Source organism: Streptomyces sp. Tu6071 (genome assembly GCF_000213055.1).
Taxonomy (GTDB): Bacteria; Actinomycetota; Actinomycetes; order Streptomycetales; family Streptomycetaceae; genus Streptomyces; species Streptomyces evansiae.
Map to the genome: position 1 here is coordinate 286,687 of NZ_CM001165.1, position 26,000 is coordinate 312,686.

Sequence of the window (26,000 nt, forward strand, 5' to 3'; positions counted from 1 at the left end):
TCAGTCCGTGATCGAGGCGCGGAAGCGGTACCGGTCCCCGCGGTAGATGGCCACCGTCAGCTCCAGCGGACGGGCCTCCTGGTTGAAAGCGAGCTGGGTCGCGACGAGCACGGGGGTCACGTCCTCGATCTCCAGCAACTCCTTCTCCCGTGCGTCGGGTTGACGGGCCTCGACCGAGTAGTCGGCGACGTGGGGCACCTGCGGGGGCTCGGCCTCGCGCAGCGTGGCGTACAGGGAGGCGCGGCCGAAGTCGGTGTGGGCGAGGGCGGGGCAGAGGGCGAGGGGGAGCCGGTTGTGCTCGACGACCACGACGAGGTCGTCGAGGAAGCGCAGCCGGCGCATGGCGAACAGGAGCGCGCCGGGTGCGATCCGCAGCTCCTCCGCCTCGGCGATCGTCGCCGCGCGCACGCCCGCTTCGAGGACGCGCGTGCGCACCGCGAGGCCGTGCCGCAGCGCGTAGTCGGCGAAACCCTGCACCGTACGACCGGCCGTCGGGCGCGACAGGGCCGGGTGGTCGGCCGAGCGGTCCTCCTGGAGGAACCAGCCGCGGGCGGGGGCGGAGACGATGAGCCCTTCGTCCGCGAGGCGGTTGAGGGCGGAGCGCATGGTGACCCGCGAGACCTCGTAGCGCTCGGCGAGGACGCGCTCCGAGGGCAGCCGGTCGCCGGGGCGGGCGGCGCCCTCGGTGAGGTCCTGTCGCAACCGCCGGGCCACCACTGAGTAGAGAGGCAGCGTCTCGCCTCGCGCGCCGACGGCGCCGGGCTCCGAATAGCTAGGCATACCAGAATAATACCAGAACGACTTTTGACCATACCGGTTCGTACCAGTAGTCTGCCTGCCGTAAGCAAACGGCCCTGATGAGCAAGGACGAGGTGCGTACATGGCGGGCCCCTTGGACGAACTGGTACGAGACCAGAAAGCCGGTCTGGCGCACGGCGTCACCTCCGTCTGCAGCGCGCACCCCCTGGTACTGGAGGCCGCCGTGCTCCAGGCGGTCGAGACCGGCACGGCCGTCCTGATCGAGGCGACGTCGAACCAGGTGGACCAGTACGGCGGTTACACCGGGCTGGACCCGGCGGGCTTCCGCGACCTGGTGCTCGCCCTCGCCGACCGCCTCGGGCTGCCGCGCGAACGCGTCGTGCTCGGCGGCGACCACCTCGGCCCCAACCGCTGGCGCGACCGCCCCGAGCGGGAGGCCATGGCCGAGGCGGACGACCTGGTCCGCGCTTATGTCGCGGCGGGCTTCACCAAGATCCACCTCGACTGCAGCTTCGCCTGCGCCGGGGAGAGCCTCCCGCTCCCCGATGCCGTGGTGGCCCGGCGGGCGGTGCGCCTCGTCCGGGTCGCCGAGGAGGCCGCGGGCGCGGAGGCGGGCCGCCTGCGCTACGTCATCGGCACCGAGGTCCCGGTGCCGGGCGGCGCCGACCACGCCCTCGACGGCGTACCGCCCACTCCCGCCCCCGCGGCCGGGAAGACCCTGGAGACGCACCGTGCGGCCTTCGCCGCCGCCGGGCTCGGCGCGGCGTGGGAACGCGTCATGGCGCTCGTCGTCCAGCCGGGCGTCGAGTTCGGCCAGCGGGACATCGCCGACTACCGCGGGGAGCGCACCCGGGAGCTGCGGCACGTCCTCGACGAGGAGCCCGGCATGGTCTTCGAGGCCCACTCGACCGACTACCAGCTCCCCGGTTCCCTCGCCCGCCTGGTCCGCGACCACTGGGCCGTGCTCAAGGTCGGGCCCGCGCTCACCTTCGCCCTGCGCGAGGCGCTGTTCGCGCTCGCCGCCATCGAGGAGGAGACCGTCGGCACCGCTCGCTCCGGTCTCGTCGAGGTGGTGGACCGCAGGATGCGCGAGGAGCCCGGCGGCTGGGCGGCGTACTCCTCCGGGAGCGACGCGCGCGCCCTGCGGCTGGACCGCCTCTACGGCTACAGCGACCGGGTCCGCTACTACTGGACCGACCCCGAGATAGCCGCCGCGCAGCGGCGTCTCTTCGAGAACCTGGGCGGCGCTCCCGTGCCGCTCGCCCTTCTTTCCGCGCATCTGCCCGCGCAGTACGCGCGCGTCAGGTCCGGAGTGCTCGCCGCCCGGCCCCGCGATCTCGTGATCGACCGGGTGCGCGACGTGCTCCGTACCTACGCGGCGGCCTGCGCCCCCCGTCCCAAGGAGTACGCGTGACGACCACCCCCGAGACCAGCGACCTGCCCGCCGCGCCGCCCGGCGCCGCGCACACGAGCCGCGAGATCGGGCAGCAGCCGCGCCTGTGGCGGCGGATGGCCGAACGCGTCGAGGCCGGGGGGACGGAGCTGCGCGCCTTCCTCTCGCCCCTGCTCGCCGATCCCTCGCTGCGGATCGTCCTCACCGGGGCGGGCACCTCCGCCTTCGCGGGCGGCATCGCCGCACCCGCGCTCGCGGCGGCCACCGGGCGCACCGTGGAGGCCGTGGCCACGACCGACATCGTCGCCACGCCGCACGCCTGCTTCCCCGACCGGGACCGCCCCACGCTGCTCGTGTCCTTCGCGCGCTCGGGCAACAGCCCGGAGAGCACCGCGGCGACCGCGCTCGCGGAACAGCTCCTCGACCACTGCGCCCACCTCCTCGTCACGTGCAACGCGGACGGCGCGCTCGCGCTCGCGCACCGCGAGCGCGCGGACTCGTACGTGCTGCTGACGCCGCCCGAGGCGGAGGACCAGGGCTTCGCCATGACCTCCAGCCTGACCTGCATGCTGCTCGGCGCCCTGGGCGCGCTCGGCGCGGGGGAGGTGCGCGGCCTCGGCGGCGTCGCGGAGAGTGCCGAAGCGGTGCTCGGCGAGGCTTCCGTACGGCAGGTCGCCGCGCTCACCGGGCGCGGACTCGACCGCTTCGTCTACCTCGGCAGCGGCCCGCTCAAGGCCCTCGCCAACGAGTCCGCGCTCAAGCTCCTCGAACTGACCGGCGGGGCGGTGAGCGCGCTCGCCGACTCCTCGCTGGGCTTCCGGCACGGGCCGAAGGCGTTCCTGACCCCGCGTACCGGCGTCGTCGTCTTCGTCTCCAACGACCCGTACACGCGCCGCTACGACCTCGACATCTTCGCCGAGCTGAGCGCGGCGCTGCCCGCCGGGCAGGTCATCGCCGTCGCGGGCCGCCCCGACGGGCTGCCCGCCGCGCACACGTGGCTGCTGCCGGGGATGGCGGAGGCGGAGGACGCGGCGCTCGCGCTGCCCGCCGTGGTCTGCGCGCAGCTCGTCGCCCTGCACACCTCGCTGGCGTACGGCGTGACACCCGACAACCCCTTCCCGGACGGCGAGGTCAACCGCGTCGTGCAGGGCGTCACGGTGCACCCGCTGCCCTGACCCGGGACGCATACGCCGGGCACCGGCCCGTTCACATCCACCAGCCGCAGCGGACAAGGGAGAACACCCGTGTACCTGGGAGTCGACGGCGGCGGCACCAAGACCGCCTTCTGCCTTCTCGACGCCTCCGGAGCCGTCCGGGGAACGTCCCTCCGGCCGTCCACCACGCCCGCGCCGGGGCCCGGCGGGACGGAGACGGCCGCCCGCGTCCTGCGGGAGGGGATCGCCGAGGTCTGCCGTGCGGCCGGAACGGACCCCGCGCACCTCTCGTACGCCTTCCTCGGGCTGCCGGGGCACGGCGAGGACGAGGAGCTGACGGGCGCTCTCGACGCGCTCCCCGGCCGGGTCCTGCCCGGTGTACCAGCCGCGGTGGGCAACGACATGGTGTGCGGCTGGGCCGGTGCCTTCGCCCTCGGCGACGGCGTCAACGTGATCAGCGGCACCGGTTCCATGGCCTACGGCGAGGTGCGCGGGCGGCGCGCCCGGACGGGAGGCTGGGGCGAGCTCTTCGGCGACGAGGGCTCGGCCCACTGGCTCGCGGTGCGCGGGCTCGGCCTCTTCACACGGATGAGCGACGGCCGCGCCCCCACCGGGCCGCTCCACGCCCTGCTGCGCGAGCGCCTGGCGCTCGGCACGGACCTGGACCTGGTCGGCACGGTGCTCGTGGGCGGCTGGGACCGTACCCGGGTCGCCTCGCTCAGCCCGTACGTCACCGAGGCGGCCCGCGCGGGGGACACCGCCTGTGCGGCGCTGCTCGCGGAGGCGGGGCGTGAACTGGCGGCGCTCGCGGGCGCCGCGCACCGCGCGCTCGGCCTGGCCCCCGAGGAGCCCGTGCCGCTGTCGTGGTCGGGCGGCGTCCTCGGCGTGGCGGAGGTACGCGACGCGTTCCTCCACGCGCTCGCCGCCTCCCCCGCGCGGTTCACGCCGCGCGCTCCGCGCACCACTCCCGTGGTCGGTGCCGCGCTCCACGCGGCCCGGCTCTCCGGCAGCCCGCTGAGCGGGGAAGCGGTGGCCACGCTTCCCCCGGCCCCCTGAACAAGAGTCACCAAGCGTGCCGACCGGCGCGCCCCTCCCCCGCCCGCGGGCCCCGGCCCGGCAGGGCCGGACCAGCGCCCGGCAGGGCACTCCAGAAAGGAAGAGCACGTGTCCGACAGCATCAGCGACCAGCGGTCGCTCGTCCTCATCGGCGCCGGCAGCGCCGTCTTCACCCGCGGCCTGCTCGCCGACCTCATCACCGCCGAGGACCTCGGCCGCTGGGAGATCCGGCTCGTCGACGTCAACCCCGAGGCGCTGTCCGTCGCCACCCGGCTCGCCGAGCGCATGGTGGAGGCGCAGGGCGCCGGGGACCGCATCACCGTACGGTCCTCCACCGACCGCCGGGCCGAACTCCCGGGCGCCGACTACGTCGTGACCTGCGTGGGCGTCGGCGGGCGCCCCGCGTGGCAGACGGACCACGACATCTGCCGGCGGCACGGTGTCTACCAGCCCGTGGGCGACTCGGTGATGCCCGGTGGCATCTCGCGCCTGCTGCGCACCACGCCCGTCATGGTCGACGTGGCCCGCGACGTCGTGGACCTCGCGCCCGAGGCGTACTTCTTCAACTACAGCAACCCGATGACGGCCAACGTGCAGGCCATGACCCGCTACGCGGGCGCCGAGGTCGTCGGGCTGTGCCACGGGATGCACCACGTGCAGCGGGAGCTGGCGGCCTTCGCCGGCCTTCCCTTCGAGGAGACCTCGACGCTCTACGCGGGCATCAACCACCTCACCTTCATCTACGACTTCCGCCACCAGGGCCGCGACGCCTGGCCCGGTGTCCGTGCCCGCGTGGACCGCGAGCTGGCCGAACCGCCGCGGCCCGAGGACATCGGCGCCATCTGGGAGAACGGCCGGGCCTGGCACAACCCGTTCTCCTGGGAGATCTTCCGCACGTACGGCGCCTATCCGGCGGCCAACGACAGGCACGTCCTGGAGTTCTTCCCGGAACGCTGGGCGGGCGGCGACTACTACGGCAAGAAGCTGGGCGTGGACGCGTTCTCCGTGCCGGAGATCCTGCAGTGGGGCGAGGAGCGCTACCAGTCGATGCGCGAGCAGGCGGAGGGCGACGCGCCCCTCGACGCCTCCGCGTTCGACCGCTCCACGGGCGAGCAGGAGCAGCTCCTCGCGATCATCCGCTCGATCACGTTCGACCGCCGCGAGATGTTCTCGGTGAACGTGCCCAACCGGGGCAGCGTCCCCGGACTCCCGGACGAGGCCGCGCTGGAGATCCCCGCCGTGGCGACCGGGCGGGGGCTGCGCCCGGTACAGGTCCCGGACCTCTCCGCGCCGCTGACCGCGATCCTGTCCCGGCGGCTGAGTTCCGTGGACCTCGCCGTCGAGGCGGCGATGACCGGCAACGAGGACCTGGTGGTCGAGGCGGTCATCGCGGACGGCGCCGTGACCGACCGCGACGCGGCGGCGGCCCTCGTGAAGGACCTGCTGGCGGCCCAGAGCCGGTTCCTGCCGCGCTTCGCCTGAGCCCCGCGGCCGGACCCACGGCCCGGGCCGGGCCGCCCGGAGCGCCGCCCCGATCAGCGCGGAGCCCCCGCTCCCCCTTCACGGAGCCCCGCTCCCCCACCACCCGTTCAGTCAGGAGACAGTCCATGAAGATCGCCCGCGTCCGCCACGAGGGCCGCGTGCTCGCCGCCCGCGTGGACGGCGGGACCGCCTACCCGGTCGTGCCGGAGGAGCCCCGGTTCATGGCCGACGCCGTGCGCGACCTGATCGCCCAGGGCACCGTGCGCGAGGTGCTGGGCGCCGACGTGCCCGGCATACCGCTCGCCGAGGCGGAGCTGCTCAGCCCGCTCGCGGCGCCGCAGAAGATCGTCTGCGTCGGGCTCAACTACGCGGACCACATCCGCGAGACCGGTCTGGAGACCCCGCGGCGTCCGCTGACCTTCGTCAAGACCGCTCACACCCTGACCGGGCCGACCGCGACGGTGCGCGTGCCGCGCGGCACGACGGAACAGCTCGACTGGGAGGCCGAACTCGCCGTCGTCATCGGCAGGACCACCCGGAACGTGACCGCCGAGCAGGCCGCCGACCACGTCTTCGGTTACACCGTGGCCAACGACGTCTCGGCCCGCGACGCGCAGTTCACCGACGGGCAGTGGTTCCGGGCCAAGAACTTCGACGCGTTCTGCCCCCTCGGGCCGTGGATCGTCACCGCCGACGAGGTCCCCGACCCGCACGCGCTCGCGATCTCCGCGCGCGTCAACGGGGCCACCGTGCAGGACAGTTCGACCAAGGAGATGATCTTCGGCATCGGCGAGACCATCTCCTACCTGTCGCGGTACATGACCCTGTACCCGGGCGATGTCATCGCCACCGGGACCCCGCACGGCGTGGGCATGGGCCGGGAGCCGCAGCTCTGGCTCCGGGACGGCGACGTGGTCGAGGTCGAGGTCGAGGGCATCGGCGTGCTGCGCAACCCGATCAGCGTCCAGGACTGAGCCCCGCGGGCGCGGGCGGGGAGCCGCGCCGCCCTTCCGGACCCGGCTCCCCGCCCGCGCCCGTACCCCCGCGGCGCACCCCCGCCCGCCGCACCCGCACCGTCCCTCGGCCTCCCCCGGCTCCGCTCCGGGGGAGGCCGCCCCGTACGACCGAAGGAGTCTCATGAACATCGCCGACGATCCCGACCGCGCACCGGCTCGCTCGCACCTGTACGCGATGGGGCTGAGCGACGAGGACATGCGCCGCCCCACCGTGGGCATCGCCTCGACGTGGACGGGCACCATGCCCTGCAACCTCACGCACCGGGACCTCGCGCGGCACGTCGCCACCGGTGTGCGGCGCGCCGGGGGCATGCCGATGGAGTTCAACACCGTCGCCGTCTCCGACAACCTCACGATGGGCACGCCCGGGATGCGCGCCTCGCTCGTGAGCCGCGAGGTCATCGCGGACTCGATCGAACTCATGGGCCGGGCCCACGGCTTCGACGCCATGGTGTGCATCGTGGGCTGCGACAAGACCGTGCCCGCCGCCATGATGGCGATGGCCCGCCTCGACATCCCCTCCGTGCTCCTCTACAGCGGCAGCATGATGCCGGGCACGTGGCGCGGACGCGAGGTGACGATCCAGGACATGTGGGAGGCGCTCGGGGAACGGGCCGTCGGCCGCGTCGCCCAGGAGGACGTGGACGACCTCGCCCGGCACGCGTGCCCGGGTGCGGGCACGTGCGCGGCGCAGTACACGGCGAACACCATGGGGACGGTGGCGGACTTCCTCGGTCTCGCCCCCTTCGGTGTCGGCGACATCCCCGCCACAGCGAAGGAGAAGACCGCCGCCGCCGAGCGGGTCGGTGAACTCGCGCTCGACGTCCTCGCCCGTGACCTGCGCCCCTCCGCGATCCTGACGGCGGACGCGCTGCACAACGCCATCGTCTCCGTCGCGGCGATGGGCGGCTCGACCAACGCGGTGCTCCACCTGCTGGCGATCGCCCGGGAGGCCGGTCTGGACCTCGCCATCGACGACATCGGCCGTCTGTGCCGCGAGGTGCCGATCATCACGGCGCTGAAGCCGGCCGGTCCGTACACCGCCGCCGATCTGTGGCGGGCGGGCGGGACCTCGCTCGTGGCCGCCCGGCTCCTTGAGGCCGGGGTGCTGCGCGAAGCGGTGTCGCTCATCGACGGCCGCTCGCTCGCCGACGTCGCCGCCGACGCCGTGCCCGCCGAGGGCCAGGACGTCGTCAGGGACATCGCGGCGCCGGTCAAGCCCGCGGGCGCCCTGGCGATCCTGCGCGGCTCGCTCGCCCCGGACGGCTGTGTCCTCAAGCTGGGCGGCCGGCCCGACTTCGTCCGTACGGGTCCCGCGCGCGTCTACGACTCCGAGGAGGACTGCTTCACCGCCATCCAGGCCGGGGAGGTGCGCGAGGGCGACGTGGTGATCGTCCGCTACGAGGGCCCCGCCGGGGGTCCCGGGATGCGCGAGATGCTCGCGATCACCGGCGCGCTCGTCGGCCGGGGGCTCGGCGAGTCCGTCACGCTCGTCACGGACGGCCGCTTCAGCGGTGTCTCGCACGGCCTGGTCATCGGGCACGTGGCCCCCGAGGCGTGGCACGGCGGCCCGATCGCGCTCGTCGCGGACGGCGACACCGTCACGGTGGACAGCGCGGGCGGCACGCTCGACCTCGATGTCGCGCCGGAGGAGCTGGAGCGGCGGCGCGCGGCCTGGAGCCGCCCGGTCAGGGAGGTGGAGCGGGGCGTCTTCAGCAAGTACGTGGCGGTCGTCGGCTCCGCCTCGGACGGCGCGGTCACCGTCTGAGCCGTTCCGCCGCCACACGGGAGAGGGGCCCCCGCCGGTCGGCGGGGGCCCCTCTCCCGTACGTCCTACTGCTCGCGCATCCCCCACGGCGAGCCGTAGGCGGTGAGCAGGTCGAGGAACGGCTCGGCAGGGAGCGCCTCGGGGCCGAGGACGCCGCTGCCCTTCCACGTGCCGTTCGCGAGCAGTTCCAGGGCGACCACGGGGTTGAGCGCGGTCTGCCAGACGACGGCCTGCGAGCCGTACTCCCGCATCGACCACTCGTTGTCCACCACGTGGTAGAGGTACACCTCGCGCGGCGCCCCGTCGCGGACCCCCTTGACCCAGGTCCCGGCGCAGGTCTTGCCGCGCATGCGGTCGCCGAGCGCGGCCGGGTCGGGCAGGCAGGCGGCCACCACGTCGCGCGGGGAGACCTCGACATCACCGACCCGCACCTTCTCCGTCCGGTCGAGACCGAGCTTGTGCAGGGTGCGCAGGACGTCGATGAACTCCTGGCCGAGCCCGTACTTGAAGGTGACGCGCGGGGCGTCCACCCAGCGCGGGATGAGCAGGACCTCCTCGTGCTCCACGTTGACGCACTCCACCTCGCCGATGCCCTCGGGGAAGTCGAAGACCTCCGGTTCGGAGAACGGTGCCGTGGTGAACCAGCCCCGGTCCTTCTCCCACACCACGGGCGGGTTCAGGCATTCCTCGATCGTCGTCCAGATGGAGAAGGAGGGCGCGAAGTCGTAGCCGTCCACGGTGAGGTCGGCACCGTCGCGGACGCCGATCTCCTCGATCGTGTCGAAGAGGTGGTCGGCGGCGTAGCGGGCGAAGACGTCGGAGAGTCCCGGCTCGACGCCCATCCCGACGAGGGCGAGCCGCCCGGCCGCCTCCCACTCCCCCGCCAGGGCGAACTGCTCGTCCCCGAGCATGACGCCGGTGCGGGCGTAGGGCTGCTCGGGGTGGGGACGCGAGAGGGACATGGCCATGTCGAGGTAGTGCGCCCCGGCGGCGAGCGCCGCGCGGAAGAGGGGCATCACGAAACGCGGGTCGGTCGCGTTCAGCACGACGTCGATGCGGTGCTCGCGGAGCAGGGCCTCGACGGCGGCCTCGTCGGACGCGTCGATCGCGGCGGCGACGAAGCGCGGGTCGTCGGTGGCCTGTGCCGCCGCGACCGCGCGCTCGCGCACGTAGTCGGCCACGACGCAGTGCGCGAAGAAGGAACGGCGGGCGGCGATGCGGGCGGCGGCGGTGCCCACACCGCCGGCGCCGACGATGAGTATGCGCATGGTGATCCTGGGTCTCTCTCGGAAGGGAAGGCGGCAGCGGCCGTGCCGTGGCTCGGCGACGGGCTGCCGGGGGGGTGATGCGGAAACGGGGAGGGTCAGGGGGTGCGGTGCACGGCCCGGTCCTCGTCCCCGGGGGTCCGGGTCAGGCGGCTGAGGAGCGGGACGGACCGGCCCGGTGCGTCGCCGCCCGTGTCGCTCACGTGCCACAGCCGCCCGCCCCGGCGCAGCACGAGGTCCGTGCGGTGCGGGTCGTGGTCGAGCGTCGTCGCGGCGAGCGCGGTGACCGGGCCTTCGCCGGGCAGCCGGAGACCTCGGTACGGGTCCGGGGTGCCGAGGTCGACGACGTCGATCCGCTCCGCGGCCTCGTTCCACACGTAGAGGCACGGGACGGCGCCGCGCACGACCGCCGCGCCGACGAGCCCGGCGGGGAGCGCGGTCTCGTCACCGTCCGGGGCCAGGTAGCTCCCGCCGGAGGCACCGAGGAGCGCGAGGCCCGGACGTGGGGCGTCCGGGAGGGGTACGAGGAGGACCGCGCCGGGACCGCTCGGGCGCGCGGGCGCGAGCGGCGCCGGCTCCCAGGCCAGACGGGGGTAGGCGCCCGCGTCGGCGCGGAACAGGCGCGGGCTTCCGTCCTCGGCGAGGACGGCCGTCCACAGCGTGCCGTCCGGGTTCTCGGTGAGGCTCGCCGAGCGGACGCGGCCCGCGGGGGGCGGTTCCTCGGTGGTGAAGGCGGTCTCCGGGTTCCACCGCAGACGGTGCGTGCGCGCTCCCGAGGTGGCGAGCACCTCCAGGTGGTGCGGGCCGTGCGCGCTCTGCACCACCTGGACCCCGTCGTAGCGCCTGCCGGTGCCGAAGCGCAGGGCGCCGCTCCACTCGCCGGGCGGCGGACCTCCCGGCTCGGGGGCGTTGTGCTCCGGGTCGTTGTTGAACCAGAGCACCCAGAGTCCGTCCTCCTCGTCGCAGAGGAGGAGTTCGAGATTGCCTCGCAGTCCGTACCGGCCCTGCGCGAACGCGAGCCCGCCCCGGTTCGGGGGCGGGAGAGCGGTGCGCGGGGCGGGGGACGGGGCAGCAGCCATGGGAAAAACCTCGCAGCCGGCCGAGGACAGAGGAGGCGCGCATCAGGGCCGGCGACCGGCAGCACCTCGTCGAAAACCCTAGGCACTCCAGGAACGCGCGTCAATGAGCACGAATGAGCAAAGATGAGCACATGGCTGGTGGGGAGCGCCCCGACTCCGCACAGTGGGAGGACTCGCTCGCGCGACGGGAGAGGACTCGCTCCCGCGACGGGGGCGACGATGAGCCACGTACCGGACAGGTGGGAGCACGATGCGGGACACGGAAGGCCGCGCAACGGTCGGGACGGAGCGGCCCGCGAAGGCAGCCGAAGGCAGCACGCCGCACGTCCTCGTCGTCGGAGCCACGCGCGTGCTGCGCCCTTCGGTCCGGGCGCTCGTCGCGCGCGGCACCGCGGTCACCGCCGTCGCGCGCGACGGCCGGGCGCTCGCGAAGCTCGCGGCGGAGTGCGGGCCGCTCGTGCGCGCGCTCGCGGCCGACGCGGGGGCACCGGGCTTCGCGCGGGCGCTGCGCGACGCGGGCGGCCGCGGCGGCTTCACGGGCGCCCTGGTCTACACCCCGGCCCTCCCGGTGCCGCGCGCGAAGGACCTGCTCGGGGGTACCCGCGTGCTGATCCTGCCGAGCGCGTGGGCGGCTCCGGACGCCGCGGGCCCGTCCGGGGCGTCCGCCTGGACGCCCGACGACCTCCCGGCGGAGACGGCCGGCTCCCGGCGTCTGGTGCTCGGCTGGCACGCGGCGGCGGGCGCCTCGCGCTGGCACACGCCCGAGGAGATCTCGGCCGCCGCCCTCGCCCTCCTCGACGCACCGGCCCGCACGGACGCGGTCCTCGGCGCGGTACGCCCCTGGTCGGCCCGCCCCGCCTGAGGCGGACGCCGGATCACGCGGTACGGGCGGGCGTCCGCCGACGCCGTACGCGTCACCGGTCGGCCCGCCGCGCTTCGCAAGTAAGCTGTTTCCCTCGCGACGGACGGCCCACCTCCCTCCGTCGCGGGACGGCCGACGGGGGGCGAGACCCCGTGCGGCCCCTGCCGAGGGGAGAAGAGACCAGGTCATGCTGGGCGCCGAGCGAAGGAAGAGGCTGCTCCACGTGGTGCGCGCGGACGGCGTCGCACATGTGGCCACGCTCGCCGAGCGACTCGATGTCAGTCCCTCCACGATCCGCAGGGACCTCTCCGCGCTGGAGTCGCAGGGCCTGCTCAACCGCACGCACGGCGGCGCCATGGCCGAGTCGGCCGGCGCCGTGGAGGCGGACCGCCCGCAGCGGAGCGGCTTCGCCCCCTGGGAGAAGCGCGCCCTGGCGAGCGCCGCCGTGGAGCACATCGTCCCCGGCACGACCATCCTCATCACCGGCGGGACCACGACGGCGGCGATGGTTCCGCTGCTCGCGGCCGTGGACCGGCTGACGGTCGTCACCAACTCCCTGCACCTCGCGGGCGAACTCGCCCAGCACGAGGAGATCAGCACCGTGGTGCTCGGCGGTTACCTGCGGCACCGGGAGATGTCCCTGCTCGGGCACCTGACCCGGCAGGCGCTCGAAGAACTCCACGTCGACGAAGCCTTCGTGGGCGCCTACGGGATCACCGGCTCCGGGATAAGCGGCGCCCACGTGGACGAGGCGGAGACCGACCGCTGGCTGCTCTCGCGCGTACGGCGCATCACGGCGCTCGTCGACGGGTCGAAGTTCGGCCGCTCGGGCCCGCTCCGCGTCGCCCCCGCCACGCAGCTCTCCCGCGTGATCACGGACTCCTCGGCGCCGGAGGAGGACGTACGGGAGCTGCGGGCGGCGGGCGTCGAGGTCATCCGGACCTGAGCGGCCCTCGGCGGAGCTGAGCCGCCCCGCGGCGCTCAGCCGTGCGCGGGCGCCGTGCCCACCGACCAGCTCACCCACACCTCGCCGGGCGGGACGCCCCAGCCCTCGGCGAGCGAACGCGCCGCGGCGGCGAGCGCCGACGTCATGGCGTGCTCCCCCCTGTCGGACCCGTGCAGCACGGCGAGCGGCCACGCCCCGGCCGGGCCGTCCCCGGTCGTCGTCACGGCGGCCTCGCACAAGGTGGCCACCACTCCGGACGGCGGAAGGCCGAGCGCGTCGGCGACGGCCGTGCAGAGCGAGGTCAAACGCGCGAGATCGCGCGCGGGTTCGGTCGCGCGGGGCGCGGTCACCTGTATCACCGGCATGGGTGGTCCTCCTCGGAGCGGGGGCGGCAGGACACTGCCCGAGGCCGGTCACTCCCACGTCGTCGCAGGTGACGGGACATATGGACGGCAAGTGTCCGCTTGAGGCTAAGACGGTCCCCGGGCAGCGTCAAGGCAAAATGAGCAATAAAAATCAGAGCCTGATTGATATTGACCGGCCTTGGTCGCGCGGACTAGAAACAGACATTGAGGCGCCCCTCTGGCCGGATTCCTCCCGCCACCTCTCCGGCGCCTCCCCTCCCGTCCTCCCACCGCCGAGGACTACTTCACGAATCCCGAAGGAAGTGCCCATGGCAGTCGCCAGAAGAGTGGTGCTGGGCGCCGCCGTCGCCGGAGCCGGAGCCGTCGGCTTCGCCCGGCGCTCCGGCTTCTCGCCCTCCAACACGGGGGCGGGCGGGCCCGACACGCTCACGTTCTCCCTGTGGGGAAGTGACGCGGAAGTGGCCGCCTTCCGCGCCCTGGGGCGCGCCTTCGAGCGCCGCCACCAGGGCGTACGCGTACAGATCCGCCTCGAATCGTACGAGCAGATGTACGCGAACATGGACGCCCTGCTCGCGGGCGGACGGGCCCCCGACCTCTTCCGCTGCGACTACGCCAACCTCGGCATGTACAGCGCGAGCGGTCAGCTTCTCGACCTGAGCCCGTACTTCTCCCCCGCGGACCGCGCGGGCTTCCCGCCCGCCCTGTGGGAGGCCGTGTGCCACGAGGGCCGGCCCTACGCGGTGCCGCACCACACCGACACCACGGCGGTCCTCTACCGCAAGGACATGTTCCGCGAGGCGGGCATCACGAGCGTCCCCTCCACCCTGGAGGAGGCGTGGACCTGGGACGAGTTCAGCGAGATCTGCGCGCGTCTCCGCAAGAAGGTGCACGGCGTCTACCCGTTCGTGTACGGGTGGCAGCAGGTCGGCGCCTTCCGCTGGCTCACCTGGCTGTGGGAGGCGGGCGGGCGCATCCTCGACAAGGACCTCTCCGCGCCCGCGATCGAGTCCGCGGCGGGGCTGCGGGCGATGCGCTACACGCAGGACTTCTTCCGCGAGGGCTTCGTCCCGCCCAACAGCTCCGTCAAGAGCGCCGCGTACCCCGACTCGACGTTCGTCGCGGGCACCGTGGCGATGAGCTTCGCGGGGGACTTCCTGCTCCCCACGATCGACCCCGCGCTCAAGAAGGAGCTGTACGGCGTCACCTTCCAGCCGCGCGGCAGGCAAACGGCGACCGACCTCGGCGGCAACGCCGTCGCGGCGACCCGGCACACCGACAACCCCGAACTCGCCGCCGCCTTCCTCAAGTTCCTCGTCGAGGAGGAGAACATGGCGCGCTTCTGCGAGCAGGGCGTCATGCTCCCCAGCCGCAACGCGCTCCTGAACCAGCGCCTCGACTACGCCGTCCGGCCCGATCTCATGTCCACCTACGCCGAGCAGGCGACGGCCCTCACCCCGGCGATGACGGCGCAGGTCGCCGTCCCCTCCTTCGGCCGGATCAACGCCGCCCTCCAGGACGAGCTGGAAGCCGCCTTCGTCAACCGGCAGCCGGCCGATGTCACCCTGCACCACATCGCCGAATCCACCCGCAAAGCCCTGGCCTCCGCCTAGGCCCGTCCGCATCCTGGAGCCGCCATGGCCACCACAGCCTCGCCGCCGCGCGCCGTCCGCCCGCAGGCGCCCGCGAACAACTCCCCCGCGCCGCGCGCGCGCCGGGCGGCACGCTTCCGCGAGACGCTCGCCGCCTACTGCACCCTGGGGCCGAACCTCGTCCTGGTCACGCTCTTCCTGCTGGTCCCCCTCGTCATGGCCGTCGTGCTGAGCTTCCAGTACAGCACCGGCCTCGACTCGGCCTCCTGGGCCGGTCTCGCCAACTACCGGCAGCTCGCGGACGACCCGGTCTTCTGGCGCACCGTGCTCAACACCGGGATCTTCTGCGTCGCCACCGTGCCCGTGGAGATGGCGATCGGGCTCGGGGTGGCCCTGCTCTTCAACAAGGTGATGCCCGCCCGGCCGCTGTGGCGCACCCTCGTCTACCTCCCCATGGTCCTCTCCGGGGTCGCGACCGCGCTCATCGGCACCCTGATGTTCGACCAGAACATCGGCCTGCTCAACAAGCTGCTCGGCACGCTCGGTCTGCCCGCCGCCCCGTGGCAGACCAGCGGGACCGCCGCGATGGCCTCCGTCGTCCTCATCACCTTGTGGATGCGGGCCGGTTTCAACATGGTCATCTACCTCGCGGGGCTCCAGGGCATCTCACCGGAGATGTACGAGGCGGCGGACGTGGAGGGGGCCGGCTTCTGGCAGCGGCTGCGCCACATCACGATCCCGCTGCTCGGCCCCTCCACCTTCTTCCTGCTGATCATGAACGTCATCTACTCGTTCCAGGTCTTCGACACCGTGTACGTCATGACCCTGGGCGGCCCCGGCCACTCCACCGACGTGATGATCACCTACGCGTACCGCAACGGCTTCCAGGGCAGGCAGCAGGGCTACGCCGCCGCGATCGGCATCGTGCTGTACGTCATCGTCATGATCTTCACGGCACTCCAGTGGCGCTTCAGCAAGAACCGGGACACCGTCGGCTGACCGTCCCCCCCTCGTCCCTCCCCCGACGCCATCGCCTCACGAAGGACGCCGATGTCCATCACCTCGACCCAGCAACCGCCCGTCGCACCCGGGCGCCGGCGGGATCGCGCGCGCGTGGTGCGCGCGGTGGCCGCCGCCGTCATCGGGCTCGCCATGGCCCTCCCGCTGTTCTGGATGCTCCTCGTCGCCTTCTCGCCCCTCGCCGACCTGCACACCTCGCAGTTGCGGTGGTGGCCGAGCGCGCCGACCCTGGACAACTTCCGCCGCGTCTTCCGCCTGCCGGTGTGGACCTGGACGATGAACTCGACCGTCATCACGTGCCTCGTCGTGGTCATCACCGTCTCCAGCAACCTGCTCGCCGGCTACGCCTTCGCGAAGATGCGCTTCCGGGGCCGCAACCTGCTCTTCCTGCTCATGCTGAGCACCATGACCGTGCCGGTGCAGGTGCTCATGGTGCCGCAGTTCAAACTCGTCAGCTCCATGGGGCTGTTCGGCAGCTTCTGGGCCGTCGTGATCCCCGCCTCCTCCACGGCCTTCGGGGTCTTCCTCGCCCGCCAGTTCATGCTCGGCATCCCCGACGAGGTCATCGAGGCGGCGCGGATGGACGGCGCGGGGCGGCTGCGCACGTTCTTCGCCGTCGTCCTGCCCCTGTGCAAGCCGCTGATCGCCGTCCTGTCGCTGCTGACCTTCCTCAACCAGTGGAACGACTTCGCCTGGCCGCTGACCGTGCTCAAGGACGAGCGCCTGTACACGCTCTCGGTCGGCATGCAGTTCGTCAACGGCCAGTACACCGCGGACTACGGCGCCATCATGGCGCTCGCCCTCATCTCCATCCTGCCCATGGTCGTCCTCTTCCTCTGCTTCCAGAAGTACTTCGTCCAGGGCTTCGCACGATCGGGAATCAAGTGAGCACTCCCTCCCCCGTCCACTACCTCAGCACCCTCGCCTTCCCGGACCGCTGGCTCGACGCGCTGCGCGCCCGTCACCCCCGCCTGGAGGTGACCCAGATCCGGGCCGGCTCGCCCGAGGAGATACCCGAGGAGATCTGGCGGCGCACCGAGATCCTGCACACCGGCTCCGTCTTCCCGCGCGCCGCGGCCGACGTCCCGGCGCTGCGGTGGATTCAGCTCGACACCTCCGGCGCCGACCACCTCAAGGGCACCAGCGTCTGGGACCTCCCCGTACCGCTGACCTCCATCGGCGGCATCTCGCCGGTGCCGATGGCCGAGTACGTGATGATGATGATCCTCGGGCTCGCGCACCGGCTGCCGCGCGCCGTGCAGGTGCAGAACGTGGGCGTGTGGCCCTCGCTCGGAGAGCGCTGGAACACGCTCATGCCACGCCGGCTGCGCGGCGCCACGGTCGGGATCGTCGGCTACGGCCGTATCGGCAAGGAGATCGGCCGTCTCGCCGGGCAGTTCGGCATGACCGTGCTCGGCCTCAAGCGGGGACGCGGCACGCGCGCCGGGGAGTTCTTCGGCTCCGCCGCCGGGCAGGAGGCCGACGCCGAGCTGTACACGCCGGACGAACTGCACGCCTTCCTCGCCCGCTGCGACTACCTCGTCCTCACCTGCCCGCTCACCGAGGAGACGCGCGGGATGATCGACGCCGAGGCCGTCGCCCGGCTCAAGGAGGGGGCGATGGTCGTGAACGTCTCGCGCGGCGGCATCCTCGACGAGGAGGCGCTGCGCGAGGGGCTGCGCTCGGGCCGGGTCGCCGGGGCGGCTCTCGACGTCTTCGACGCCGAGCCGCTGCCCGCGGGGCACCCGTGGTGGGACGAGCCCGGGGTGCTGCTGACCCCTCATGTGGCGGGCTTCGCGCCGGACTACGAGGAACAGACCCTGGAACTCGTCAGCGACAACGTCGGGCGCCACCTCGCCGGGCGGGAGCTGCTCAACCTGGTGGACCGGGCCCGTGGCTACTGAGTTCTTCCTCGCGCCCCAGCGCCGTCACGCGGTCCTGACCCGGCTGCGGCACCGCGGCACGGTCAACGTCCAGGAGCTGTCCGACCTGCTGCGCATCTCCCCCTCCACGGTCCGGCGTGACCTGCGGGAGCTGGAGGAGGAGGGGATGCTGCGCCGTGTCCACGGCGGGGCGACCGTCCTCGACGGGGCCTTCGAACCCGACCAGCCGCAGCGGGCCGCGACGCAGTGGGAGGAGAAGGGCCGCATCGCCGAGGCCGCCCTGCCCCTCATCCGCGACCACAGCACGGTGCTCATCAGCGGCGGCACCACGACGGAGACCCTGGCCGCGCGGCTCGGCGACCGGCGCGGGCTCACCGTCGTCACCAACGCCCTGCCGATCGCGCAGGTCCTCTCCGCGACGGCCGCCGTGGACGTCATCGTGCTCGGCGGGGTGCTGCGCCACCGGGAGCAGTCCCTGCTCGGGCACCTCGCCGAACGCGCGCTCGCCGAGCTGCAGATCGACCAGATCTTCACCAGCTCCTTCGGCCTCGACGCCGAGACCGGGCTCACCGGCGCCCACGTGGACGAGGCCCAGACGGACCGTGCGCTGCTCGCCGCCGCGCGCGACATCGTCGTCCTCGCCGACGAGTCGAAGCTCGGCAGACGGGGCCCGGTCCGCCTCGCCCGCCTGGAGCAGGTGTCCACCCTCGTGACCGACGCGGGCGCCGCCCACCCGGTCTGCGCGGCGCTCACGCGCCGGGGGAGCAAGGTCGTCGCGGCCTGAGCACCACCGCGCCCCGCGCCCGTCCTCTCCCTCCACGAACGGAGCCACCATGCCTCTCGTCCCCACCGCCGCCCTCGTGTCGCACGCCGTGCGCGAGTCGTCCGCCGTCCTCGCCTTCAACGTCATCACCCTCGAACACGCCGAGGCGGTGGCACGGGCCTGCGCGCGCACCGGCTCCCCCGCGCTGCTCGCCGTCAGCCAGAACGCGGTGCGCTACCACCACGACGACCCCGCCCCCCTCCTCGCCGCCTGCGCCGCCGTCGCCGAAGGGTGCGCGGCGCCGCTCGCACTCCACCTGGACCACGTCGAGGACGAGGAACTCGCCCTGCGCGCATCCGCGTTGGGCTGCGGATCCGTCATGTTCGACGCCTCCCGCCTCCCGCACGCCGAGAACGTCGCCCGCACGGCGGCCCTCACCGCGCGCCTGCACGCGGACGACGTCTGGGTGGAGGCGGAACTCGGTGAGATAGGCGGCAAGGACGGCGTGCACTCGGCGACCGCGCGTACCGATCCCGCCGAGGCCGCGGAGTACGTGCGCGCGACCGGCGTCGACGCCCTCGCGGTCGCCGTCGGCAGCTCGCACGCCATGACGAGCCGCACCGCCACGCTCGACCACGAGCTGATCTCCCGGCTGCGGAAGGCCGTCAACGTCCCCCTCGTCCTGCACGGCTCCTCGGGCGTGCCCGACGACGCGCTCGTCGCGGCCGTGACCGCCGGGATGCGGAAGATCAACTTCGGGACGCATCTGAACACGGCCTTCACCGGGGCCGTGCGCGCCGAACTCGGCGCGCGCGAGGGTGTGGACCCGCGCCGTTATCTCGGGGCGGGCCGCGAGGCGGTCACCGACGCGGTCGCCGCGCTCCTGCACCTGCTCGCCCCGGTCCCGGCCGCCCGGTGAGCCGTCCGCTCCCCCACGACCGTCCCCGTTCGAACCCCCGGGTCCCCCCGGGTCCCCTCTCGTACCCCACAGGAGTCCGGCAGTGATCGATCCCGTACCCGACCCCGGTGCCTACCTCACCGCGCTGCGCGCCCGCGTGCTGGAAAGGGAAGGCATTCCCATGGTCCTCGCCCTCCAAGGGGCCGCTCCGCGACCGGCGGACGCGGCCCCGGAGGCCGAGGGCGCCGAGCTGGCCGACCTGCTCCGCCACTACCGCGCGGCTCTCGCCCCCGAGGCCGACGACGACGCGGAACCCGCGCTCATCGACGTGCTCCAAGTGATGGGCGCGGCACACCTGACCCCGCGCGGCGGCGACGCCCGGAAGGAAGACCCCCGATGACCGACGCACCCTCCCGCCTGCCCTCCTTCGCCGCGCAGGAGCAGGCCCTGCGCTCCGGCCAGTACCTGCGCGTGGTCAACTACCACAACACCCCGCACGCGGACACGGAGAAGATCCGCGGCGAGCTGCAGGAACTCGCCCGCCACTTCGCCCCGGTCGGCCTGGACGACCTCGACCGCTTCCGCGCCACGGGCCGCTGGCACAAGGACCGTCCCGGCGTCATCCCCGTCTTCTACGAGGGCTACCGCAACAACGCGGAGGTGGCCGGGCCGCTCGCCGAGGAAGCCGGGCTCACCGCCTGGTTCTTCGTCTGCACGGCCTTCCTGGACGTGCCGGTGGCCGAGCAGTACGACTACGCCAACGCCCACGACATCGATCTGGTGGAGGAGGACCGGAAGGGCGACCGGCTCGCCATGACGTGGGACGACGTCGCCGCGCTCAGCCGCCGGCACGTGGTGACGCCGCACACGGCCTCGCACGCGGAGGCCGCTTCGCTGCGCACCGACGAGGACCTCGAACGGGAGATCTTCGCGCCGAAGCGCCGCATGGACGAGGTGACCGGCCAGAGCGCCCCCGCCACCGCCTTCCTCTGGGGCACCCCCTTCGGGGCGCACCCCCGCGTGGACGAGGCACTGCGCGAGGCGGGCTACCGCTACCAGTTCGGGAACACGATGATCCAGTACCTGGACTGACCGGGATGCGCGCGCCCTCGGGCGCGGACGACGGAGGGGGGAGGCGGCCCGGTGCCGCCTCCCCCTCCGTGCGTCACCCCGGCAGCCGCTGCACCATGGTGTTGCCGAACACGAACCGGTACCCGGACGCGGCGACCGCCCGGTCGGCGGCGGACTCGCCCGACCAGCCGGTGCCCTCCAGCCAGGCCGTGGCGGGTGCGCTGCCCCCGGTGACGGCGTCCATCAGCCGCTTCGGCTCGCTCACCTCGCGCGCGACGTCCTCGGCGGTGAGGGTCGTACGGGCGAGGGCGTGCGAGGCCGTGTGCGGGGTGACCACGTGTCCGCGCCGGTGGAGGTCCGCTATCTCCTCCCAGGTCATGGCGAGGCGCTCACCCGGGCGGTTCTCGTCCACGAGCTTGATCCGGTGGGCCGGGGCGAAGGTGTACTGCTCGGCCACGGGGGTGTCGACGAACCGCGTGCAGACGAAGAACCAGCCGGTGACACCGGCCTCCTCGCAGGCGGCAGCGGCGACCTCGTAGTTGTCGCGGTATCCCTCGTAGAAGACCGGCAGCAGCCCCGGCCTTTCCCCGGGCCATCGGCCCGTCGTCGCGAAGTGCTCCAGGTCGGCGACGCCGACGGTCGCGAAGTCCCGCGCGTACCCGCGCAGTTCCTCGACCAGCTCGTCCTTCCAACTGGCCGGGGTGTTGTGGTAGTTCACGACCCGGAGGTAGCGCCCGGCGCGCAGATCGGCGGCCGTCTCCGCCGCGCTCACCCGCCCTTCCCCGGTCGGCGTCGTCCTCGCCGCGCCCGTCCCGCCGCTCCCGGCGGGCCGTCCCGGCCCGAGGTGCCGGTAGGCGAGCGCCTGCAGGGCGGCGATCACCCCCGCCTCGCCGCCTCCGGCCGCCGGGGCGAGCCGCGCGTGGAACTCCTCGAACTCGGCGGCGAGGAGTGCGTCGGTCCCGTCCTCCTCCGGCGCGGGCGCCACCGTCACGGACTGGTGCCGCCGCCCCGCCTCGCGCAGCGATACGAGCATGGGCACACCCCGCCGCGCGGCCACCAGCGAGAGGCTGGCTTCGAGGGCGGCTTCGGGATCTTGGGGCGGGACGGACGAGGCGTCAGGCAGGGACATAGTGGGTCCTAGGTCAGGAGAAACGACCCCCACACTCTGCTCCCACCAGGAAGACCTGAGCAATAACGCTCAGCGTTTGAACGATATTGCTCATATCCAGCGGATGCCTCGCACCGTGCGCGGGCGGCGGCGCGAGCGGGCTCGACCCCCGGTGCCGGGAGCGGTGCCGCCCGGCCGCCGCGCGCGAGGCCCGTCGCGCGGCGGCCGGGCGGCACCGTGGCCGCCGTGCGACGGCCGGGCGGCGCCGTGGCCGCCGTGCGGCGGGCCTCCGGCCGCGTCACCAGGAGGACTTGGTCACTCCCGGCAGGAAGCCCGCGTGCGCCTGTTCGCGGACGCGGACGCGGGAGAGGCCGAACTTGCGCAGGTGGCCCCTGGGCCGGCCGTCCACGCTGTCGCGGTTGCGGACGCGCGTCGCGCTGGCGTCGCGCGGCTGGCGGCGCAGCTCGCGCAGGGCGGCGCTCCTCTCGTCCTCGCCGGAGTCCGGACGGCGCAGGATCTCCTTCAGTTCGGCCCGGCGGGCGGCGTAGCGCGCGACGGTCGCGCGGCGCTCGTCGTTCTTGGCGATCTTGCTCTTCTTGGCCATCAGACGCGGTTCCCCCGGGCGCGGACGCGGGCGACGGCGGCTTCGACGCCGATGGCGTCGACCGTCTTGATCCCCTTGGCGCTCAGCACCAGCCGGACGTACCGGCCCTCGCTGGGGAGCCAGTACCTCTTGCGCTGGATGTTCGGGTCGAAGCGGCGCGAGGTGCGCCGGTGCGAGTTGGACACCCTGTTGCCGAAAGCGGGCTTGCTTCCGGTGAGTTGACAGTGTGCGGACATGAACGTGTCTCTCCTTGCGGGGCACGGGACCCCTTTCGGTAATGAAAATCGTTGTCGTATGCTACCTCCCATGGCACGCGACGAACTACGCCCGATCGTCAAACTCCGGCCCACCGCCGGTACCGGATACACCTGTGTGACGCGCAAGAACCGGCGGAACGACCCCGACCGCCTCGTGCTGCGCACGTACGAGCCGCTCCTGCGCCGGCACGTCGACTTCCGCGAGGAACGCTGACGGTCCCCCGTTCTCCGCATCCCGCCCGCGCGCACCTCGCGGGCACACGTCCGCGAGGGGAAGTCGACTTCTGTGTACGGAACATCGCGCCGGGAGACACGCTCCACGCGCCAGCGCGCCGCGGTGCTCGGCGCGCTGCGCGCGGCGGACGGCTTCGTCTCCGCCCCGGCGCTCCACGGTCTCCTCGCCACCGGCGGGGCGGCCGTGGGGCTCACCACGGTCTACCGGACGCTGCGGCTCTTCGAGGAGACGGGCCGCGTGGACGTGACACGCGACGACTCCGGGGGCCGCCTCTACCGGTGGCGGCCCCCCGGGGAGCACCGGCACTACCTCGTCTGCCGCGCGTGCGGCGCGAGCCTCGCGGTGAACGCCGAGGTGGTCGAGCGGTGGGTGGCCAAGGTGATGCGGGAGAGCGGCTACCGCGCCGTGGCGCACACCCTGGAGCTGAGCGGGGTGTGCGACAGGTGCCCGGAGGAGCACGGGCCGGGGACGGCCACCTGACGGTACGGGGCGGCGGTTCGGTCCGTACGGCGTACCGCCGCGCGCACGCCCTGGGCGGGCCGGACACGTCGTCCGGCCCGCCCAGGGCGCTTTCCGGCGCTCCCGCGGGGGTGCGTGACCGGCCTACCGCCCGGCGAGGGCGGATTCGGCGGGGGCCGCGTCCGTGGGAGCCGGTGTGCGCCGCTTGTCGCCCGTGCGCAGGCGGGCGGCGAAGCGGCAGCAGACGTAGATCGCGAAGGAGAGCGTCGTGACGTACGGGCTGATGGGGACACTGCTGCCGAGGGCGAGGAGGATGCCGCCCTCGACCGACAGGACGGCGAAGGCGACGCTCAGCAGCGGCAGCAGGACGGGGGAACTGGTGATCCGGGCGGCGGCGGCAGCGGGGGTGACGATCAGGGTCAGGACCAGCAGGGCGCCCACCACCTGCACCGACAGCGCGACCGCGAGGCCCAGGATCAGCATGAAGGCCAGGGACAGGGAGCGGACCGGCAGGCCGCGCGCCTCGGCGACCTCGGGGTCGGCGCTGGCGAAGGTGAGGGGGCGCCAGACCACCGCGAGGGCGAGCAGGACGACGGCGGAGGTGCCGAGCAGCCATGCCGTCTGCGGCGTGTCCACGGCGACGATCTGCCCCGTCAGCAGCCCGAACTTGTTCGCCGCGCGACCCTTGTAGAGCGCGAGGAAGAGGACGCCGAGGCCGAGCCCGAACGGCATGAGGATGCCGATCGCCGAGTTCCGGTCCCTGGCCCGCGCGCCCAGGACACCGATGACCGCCGCCGCGACGAGCGAGCCGAGGAGGGAACCGGCGACGACGTTGACCCCGAACAGCAGCGCGGCGGAGGCCCCGGCGAAGGACAGCTCGCTGATGCCGTGCACCGCGAAGGGCAGGTCGCGCATGATGACGAAGACTCCCACGAGCCCGCCGACGAGGCCGAGGGCCGCCCCGACGATCAGTGAGTTGCGGACGAGGCCGAGGAGTTCCCCGTAGTTGTCGTAGGCGAAGAGCTGGTGCCAGACGCCGTCTGCGAGGTTCATCGGCGGACTCCGAGGTGCGGGTGGGGTTCCTCGGGGTGGTGGGCCGGTTCCTCGTACGCGCCGGCGACCACGACCCGGCCCCCGACCCGTACGACGTCGACGTGCGTGCCGTACAGGCGCGAGAGCGAGGCGGAGGTGAGGACCTCCTCGGGGGTGCCGGTGCGGTGCGCGCCGGGGGCGAGGTAGAGGACGCGGTCCACGAGGTCGAGGACGGGATTGATCTCGTGGGTGACGAAAACGACTCCGGTGCCGTGCGAGCCGCGGCGGGCGTCGATGAGTTCGGTGACGGCCCGCTGGTGGTGCGGGTCGAGCGAGACGAGCGGTTCGTCGCACAGCAGGAGGCGCGGGTCCGTGGCGAGGGCCTGGGCGACCCGTACCCGCTGGCGTTCCCCGCCGGAGAGTTCACCGAGGGGGGCGTCCGCGTAGGCCGAGGCGCCGACGGAGGCGAGGAGTGCGTCCACGCGTGCGCGGTCGGCCCGGCCGGGGCGGCGTGGGCCGAAGCGGTGGCCGTCGACGCCGAAGCGGACGAGGTCGCGGGCGCGGACCGGGGTCTGGGCGGAGATGCTCGCCTGCTGGGGGATGTAGCCGAGGTGGCGGTTGGCGCGGTGCGCGGGCTCGCCGAGGACGGTCAGGGTCCCGGCGGACAGGGGCTGCCTGCCGAGCAGGGCCCGCAGCAGGCTCGTCTTGCCCGCGCCGTTGGGGCCGAGCACGGCGAGGAACTCGCCCGGCCGGACGTCGAGTTCGAGGTCCTGCCAGACGGTGCGCCGACCGTGGGCGACGGCGCCGCCGCGCATGCTGAGCAGCGCGGCGGCGGCCTCGGCGGAACGGCTTGCGGACGTCCCGGCGGCCTGCCCGCTCGCGGCCGTGTCCGTCGTTCCGGCCCCGTTCCGGGGTTTCGGGATCATCGCTGCGCCGCTCACTTGCCGAGCGCGTCGGCGAGGGAGTCGAGGGTCGCACCCATCCACGCGAGGTAGTCCTTGCCCCGCGGCAGGGTCTCGGTGACGGGCACCTCGGGCACCCCGGCGCTCTTCGCCGCGTCCGCGACCTTCTCGGTCTGCGGCCCGGAGGTCTGGGAGTTGTAGACGAGCGCCTTGACCTTCTTGTCCTTGTAGAGCGCGAGGGTCTCCTGGAGCACCTTCGGGGAGACGTCGTCGCCCTCCTCGATGGCCTCGCTGAAGTCCTCGGGCGTCTTGTTGACGAGCCCGGCGGCCTCGGTCATGTAGAGGGGCACGGGCTCGGTGATGCCGATCGCCTCGCCGCCGTGCGCCTTCTTGAGGGCCGCCTCCTTGTCCTCCAGGGGCTTGAGGTCCGCCTTGAACTTCCCGGCGTTGCTCGTGAAGGTGTCCGCCTCGGCGGGGACGGCCTTGCCGAGTGCGGCGGCGATCCGGTCGGCGAGCTTGGCGACGCTCGGCAGGTCGTACCAGACGTGCTCGTTGAGTTCGCCACCGGGAGGCGCGGTCCGGCCGGAGATCTGCACGGCGTTGAGCACCTCGGCCGAGGAGTTGCCCGCGCTCTTGAGCATGCGGTCCATGAAGTCGTCGTAGCCGCCGCCGTTCTCGACGACGAGCTCGGCCTTGGAGAGCACGAGCTGGTTGCGGGTGTCGGCCTCGTAGGAGTGCGGGTCCTGGTCCGGGTCGGAGATGAACGAGGTGACCTCGACCTTGTCGCCGCCGACGCTCTTGACGATGTCGCCGTAGACGTTGGTGGAGGCGGCGACGGTCACGGGGGCGGCGGAGCCGCCCGAGGCGGCGGGCTTGGCGTCGCCCTTGCTGTCGGAGGACGTGCCGGAGTCCGACGAGTTGCCGCAGGCGGCCACGGCGAGAAGGGAGGCGCCGGATATGAGGACGGCGAGGGAGCGGGCGGTACGCACAGGGGTCTCCAGAACGGGATACGGGAAAAGCGTGACGAGCGGCAC

28 protein-coding genes are annotated in these 26,000 nt (G+C 73.3%); 18 read left to right on the forward strand and 10 right to left on the reverse strand.

The window, feature by feature from the left end:
• Complete coding sequence (locus tag STTU_RS01170) at positions 1–780, reverse strand: GntR family transcriptional regulator (protein ID WP_267880717.1); 780 nt, start codon at positions 778–780, stop codon at positions 1–3.
• Between the two features lie 100 nt (positions 781–880).
• On the opposite strand from STTU_RS01170, the gene STTU_RS01175 reads away from it, so the two are divergent.
• The 6 genes from STTU_RS01175 (at position 881) to ilvD (ending at position 8,628) form a co-directional block, all read left to right on the forward strand.
• A complete protein-coding gene (locus STTU_RS01175) occupies positions 881–2,173 on the forward strand; it encodes a D-tagatose-bisphosphate aldolase, class II, non-catalytic subunit (protein WP_007818957.1) in 1,293 nt (430 codons plus the stop codon).
• On the forward strand, positions 2,170–3,327 hold the full coding sequence (locus STTU_RS01180) for an SIS domain-containing protein (RefSeq protein WP_043253705.1): 1,158 nt from the start codon (positions 2,170–2,172) through the stop codon (positions 3,325–3,327). The genes STTU_RS01175 and STTU_RS01180 overlap by 4 nt, the downstream gene beginning before the upstream one ends.
• Before the next feature lie 69 nt (positions 3,328–3,396).
• The gene (locus STTU_RS01185; protein ID WP_007818975.1) at positions 3,397–4,362 is read left to right on the forward strand and encodes an N-acetylglucosamine kinase; all 966 of its coding nucleotides are present in this window, start codon (positions 3,397–3,399) and stop codon (positions 4,360–4,362) included.
• A gap of 108 nt (positions 4,363–4,470) precedes the next feature.
• Positions 4,471–5,844: a glycoside hydrolase family 4 gene (locus STTU_RS01190; RefSeq protein WP_007818977.1), complete on the forward strand. Its 1,374-nt coding sequence runs from the start codon at positions 4,471–4,473 to the stop codon at positions 5,842–5,844.
• Positions 5,845–5,969: 125 nt separating this feature from the next.
• On the forward strand, positions 5,970–6,818 hold the full coding sequence (locus tag STTU_RS01195) for a fumarylacetoacetate hydrolase family protein (RefSeq protein WP_007818979.1): 849 nt from the start codon (positions 5,970–5,972) through the stop codon (positions 6,816–6,818).
• Between the two features lie 163 nt (positions 6,819–6,981).
• On the forward strand, positions 6,982–8,628 hold the full coding sequence (gene ilvD, locus STTU_RS01200) for a dihydroxy-acid dehydratase (protein WP_007818983.1): 1,647 nt from the start codon (positions 6,982–6,984) through the stop codon (positions 8,626–8,628).
• Between the two features lie 65 nt (positions 8,629–8,693).
• On the opposite strand, the gene STTU_RS01205 is transcribed toward ilvD, so the two are convergent.
• Together STTU_RS01205 and STTU_RS01210 are read right to left on the reverse strand one after the other, a co-directional pair.
• On the reverse strand, positions 8,694–9,896 hold the full coding sequence (locus STTU_RS01205) for a saccharopine dehydrogenase family protein (RefSeq protein ID WP_007818984.1): 1,203 nt from the start codon (positions 9,894–9,896) through the stop codon (positions 8,694–8,696).
• A gap of 95 nt (positions 9,897–9,991) precedes the next feature.
• Positions 9,992–10,972 (reverse strand): hypothetical protein, encoded by a 981-nt coding sequence (locus STTU_RS01210; protein WP_007818985.1) that lies wholly within the window; start codon positions 10,970–10,972, stop codon positions 9,992–9,994.
• A gap of 250 nt (positions 10,973–11,222) precedes the next feature.
• On the opposite strand from STTU_RS01210, the gene STTU_RS01215 reads away from it, so the two are divergent.
• Together STTU_RS01215 and STTU_RS01220 are read left to right on the forward strand one after the other, a co-directional pair.
• Complete coding sequence (locus STTU_RS01215; protein WP_043253707.1) at positions 11,223–11,834, forward strand: hypothetical protein; 612 nt, start codon at positions 11,223–11,225, stop codon at positions 11,832–11,834.
• 187 nt (positions 11,835–12,021) lie between these two features.
• Positions 12,022–12,780: a DeoR/GlpR family DNA-binding transcription regulator gene (locus STTU_RS01220; protein WP_007818987.1), complete on the forward strand. Its 759-nt coding sequence runs from the start codon at positions 12,022–12,024 to the stop codon at positions 12,778–12,780.
• Between the two features lie 35 nt (positions 12,781–12,815).
• On the opposite strand, the gene STTU_RS01225 is transcribed toward STTU_RS01220, so the two are convergent.
• Positions 12,816–13,145: a hypothetical protein gene (locus STTU_RS01225; protein WP_043253709.1), complete on the reverse strand. Its 330-nt coding sequence runs from the start codon at positions 13,143–13,145 to the stop codon at positions 12,816–12,818.
• Positions 13,146–13,453: 308 nt separating this feature from the next.
• Here STTU_RS01225 and STTU_RS01230 point away from each other — a divergent pair, with 308 nt between their 5' ends.
• From STTU_RS01230 to STTU_RS01265, 8 genes are all read left to right on the forward strand, one after another.
• Entirely contained in the window at positions 13,454–14,755 is a 1,302-nt protein-coding gene (locus STTU_RS01230) for an ABC transporter substrate-binding protein (protein WP_158678761.1), read from the forward strand.
• Between the two features lie 24 nt (positions 14,756–14,779).
• The gene (locus STTU_RS01235) at positions 14,780–15,733 is read left to right on the forward strand and encodes a carbohydrate ABC transporter permease (RefSeq protein WP_007818992.1); all 954 of its coding nucleotides are present in this window, start codon (positions 14,780–14,782) and stop codon (positions 15,731–15,733) included.
• 51 nt (positions 15,734–15,784) lie between these two features.
• The gene (locus tag STTU_RS01240) at positions 15,785–16,642 is read left to right on the forward strand and encodes a carbohydrate ABC transporter permease (protein WP_007818995.1); all 858 of its coding nucleotides are present in this window, start codon (positions 15,785–15,787) and stop codon (positions 16,640–16,642) included.
• Positions 16,639–17,658: a D-2-hydroxyacid dehydrogenase gene (locus STTU_RS01245; protein WP_052862302.1), complete on the forward strand. Its 1,020-nt coding sequence runs from the start codon at positions 16,639–16,641 to the stop codon at positions 17,656–17,658. The genes STTU_RS01240 and STTU_RS01245 overlap by 4 nt, the downstream gene beginning before the upstream one ends.
• Positions 17,648–18,421, forward strand: coding sequence for a DeoR/GlpR family DNA-binding transcription regulator (locus STTU_RS01250; RefSeq protein ID WP_043253711.1), 774 nt, complete (start codon positions 17,648–17,650; stop codon positions 18,419–18,421). The genes STTU_RS01245 and STTU_RS01250 overlap by 11 nt, the downstream gene beginning before the upstream one ends.
• 49 nt (positions 18,422–18,470) lie before the next feature.
• Positions 18,471–19,319, forward strand: coding sequence for a class II fructose-bisphosphate aldolase (locus STTU_RS01255; RefSeq protein ID WP_007819001.1), 849 nt, complete (start codon positions 18,471–18,473; stop codon positions 19,317–19,319).
• Positions 19,320–19,401: 82 nt separating this feature from the next.
• A complete protein-coding gene (locus STTU_RS01260) occupies positions 19,402–19,698 on the forward strand; it encodes a hypothetical protein (RefSeq protein WP_007819003.1) in 297 nt (98 codons plus the stop codon).
• Positions 19,695–20,390, forward strand: a complete 696-nt coding sequence (locus tag STTU_RS01265) for a polysaccharide deacetylase family protein (protein WP_043253712.1) — start codon at positions 19,695–19,697, stop codon at positions 20,388–20,390. Before STTU_RS01260 ends, STTU_RS01265 begins: the two co-directional genes overlap by 4 nt.
• Positions 20,391–20,463: 73 nt before the next feature.
• Here the strand turns inward: STTU_RS01265 and STTU_RS01270 are convergent, their stop codons facing one another.
• The 3 genes from STTU_RS01270 to rpmB form a co-directional block, all read right to left on the reverse strand.
• Positions 20,464–21,498, reverse strand: coding sequence for a polysaccharide deacetylase family protein (locus STTU_RS01270; protein WP_007819007.1), 1,035 nt, complete (start codon positions 21,496–21,498; stop codon positions 20,464–20,466).
• 277 nt (positions 21,499–21,775) lie between these two features.
• Complete coding sequence (gene rpsN / locus STTU_RS01275) at positions 21,776–22,081, reverse strand: 30S ribosomal protein S14 (protein WP_007819009.1); 306 nt, start codon at positions 22,079–22,081, stop codon at positions 21,776–21,778.
• Entirely contained in the window at positions 22,081–22,317 is a 237-nt protein-coding gene (gene rpmB / locus STTU_RS01280; protein WP_007819011.1) for a 50S ribosomal protein L28, read from the reverse strand. Before rpmB ends, rpsN begins: the two co-directional genes overlap by 1 nt.
• A gap of 70 nt (positions 22,318–22,387) precedes the next feature.
• Between rpmB and rpmG the strand changes: the two genes are divergently transcribed.
• Complete coding sequence (gene rpmG / locus STTU_RS01285) at positions 22,388–22,552, forward strand: 50S ribosomal protein L33 (protein ID WP_007819013.1); 165 nt, start codon at positions 22,388–22,390, stop codon at positions 22,550–22,552.
• 72 nt (positions 22,553–22,624) lie between these two features.
• On the forward strand, positions 22,625–23,053 hold the full coding sequence (locus STTU_RS01290; RefSeq protein ID WP_043253715.1) for a Fur family transcriptional regulator: 429 nt from the start codon (positions 22,625–22,627) through the stop codon (positions 23,051–23,053).
• 123 nt (positions 23,054–23,176) lie between these two features.
• On the opposite strand, the gene STTU_RS01295 is transcribed toward STTU_RS01290, so the two are convergent.
• The 3 genes from STTU_RS01295 to STTU_RS01305 are packed head-to-tail and all read right to left on the reverse strand — an operon-like array spanning position 23,177 to position 25,955.
• A complete protein-coding gene (locus STTU_RS01295; protein ID WP_043253716.1) occupies positions 23,177–24,085 on the reverse strand; it encodes a metal ABC transporter permease in 909 nt (302 codons plus the stop codon).
• Complete coding sequence (locus tag STTU_RS01300) at positions 24,082–24,990, reverse strand: metal ABC transporter ATP-binding protein (protein WP_007819024.1); 909 nt, start codon at positions 24,988–24,990, stop codon at positions 24,082–24,084. The genes STTU_RS01295 and STTU_RS01300 overlap by 4 nt, the downstream gene beginning before the upstream one ends.
• An 11-nt stretch (positions 24,991–25,001) precedes the next feature.
• Positions 25,002–25,955, reverse strand: a complete 954-nt coding sequence (locus tag STTU_RS01305; RefSeq protein WP_043253718.1) for a metal ABC transporter solute-binding protein, Zn/Mn family — start codon at positions 25,953–25,955, stop codon at positions 25,002–25,004.
• Positions 25,956–26,000 lie beyond the last annotated feature (45 nt).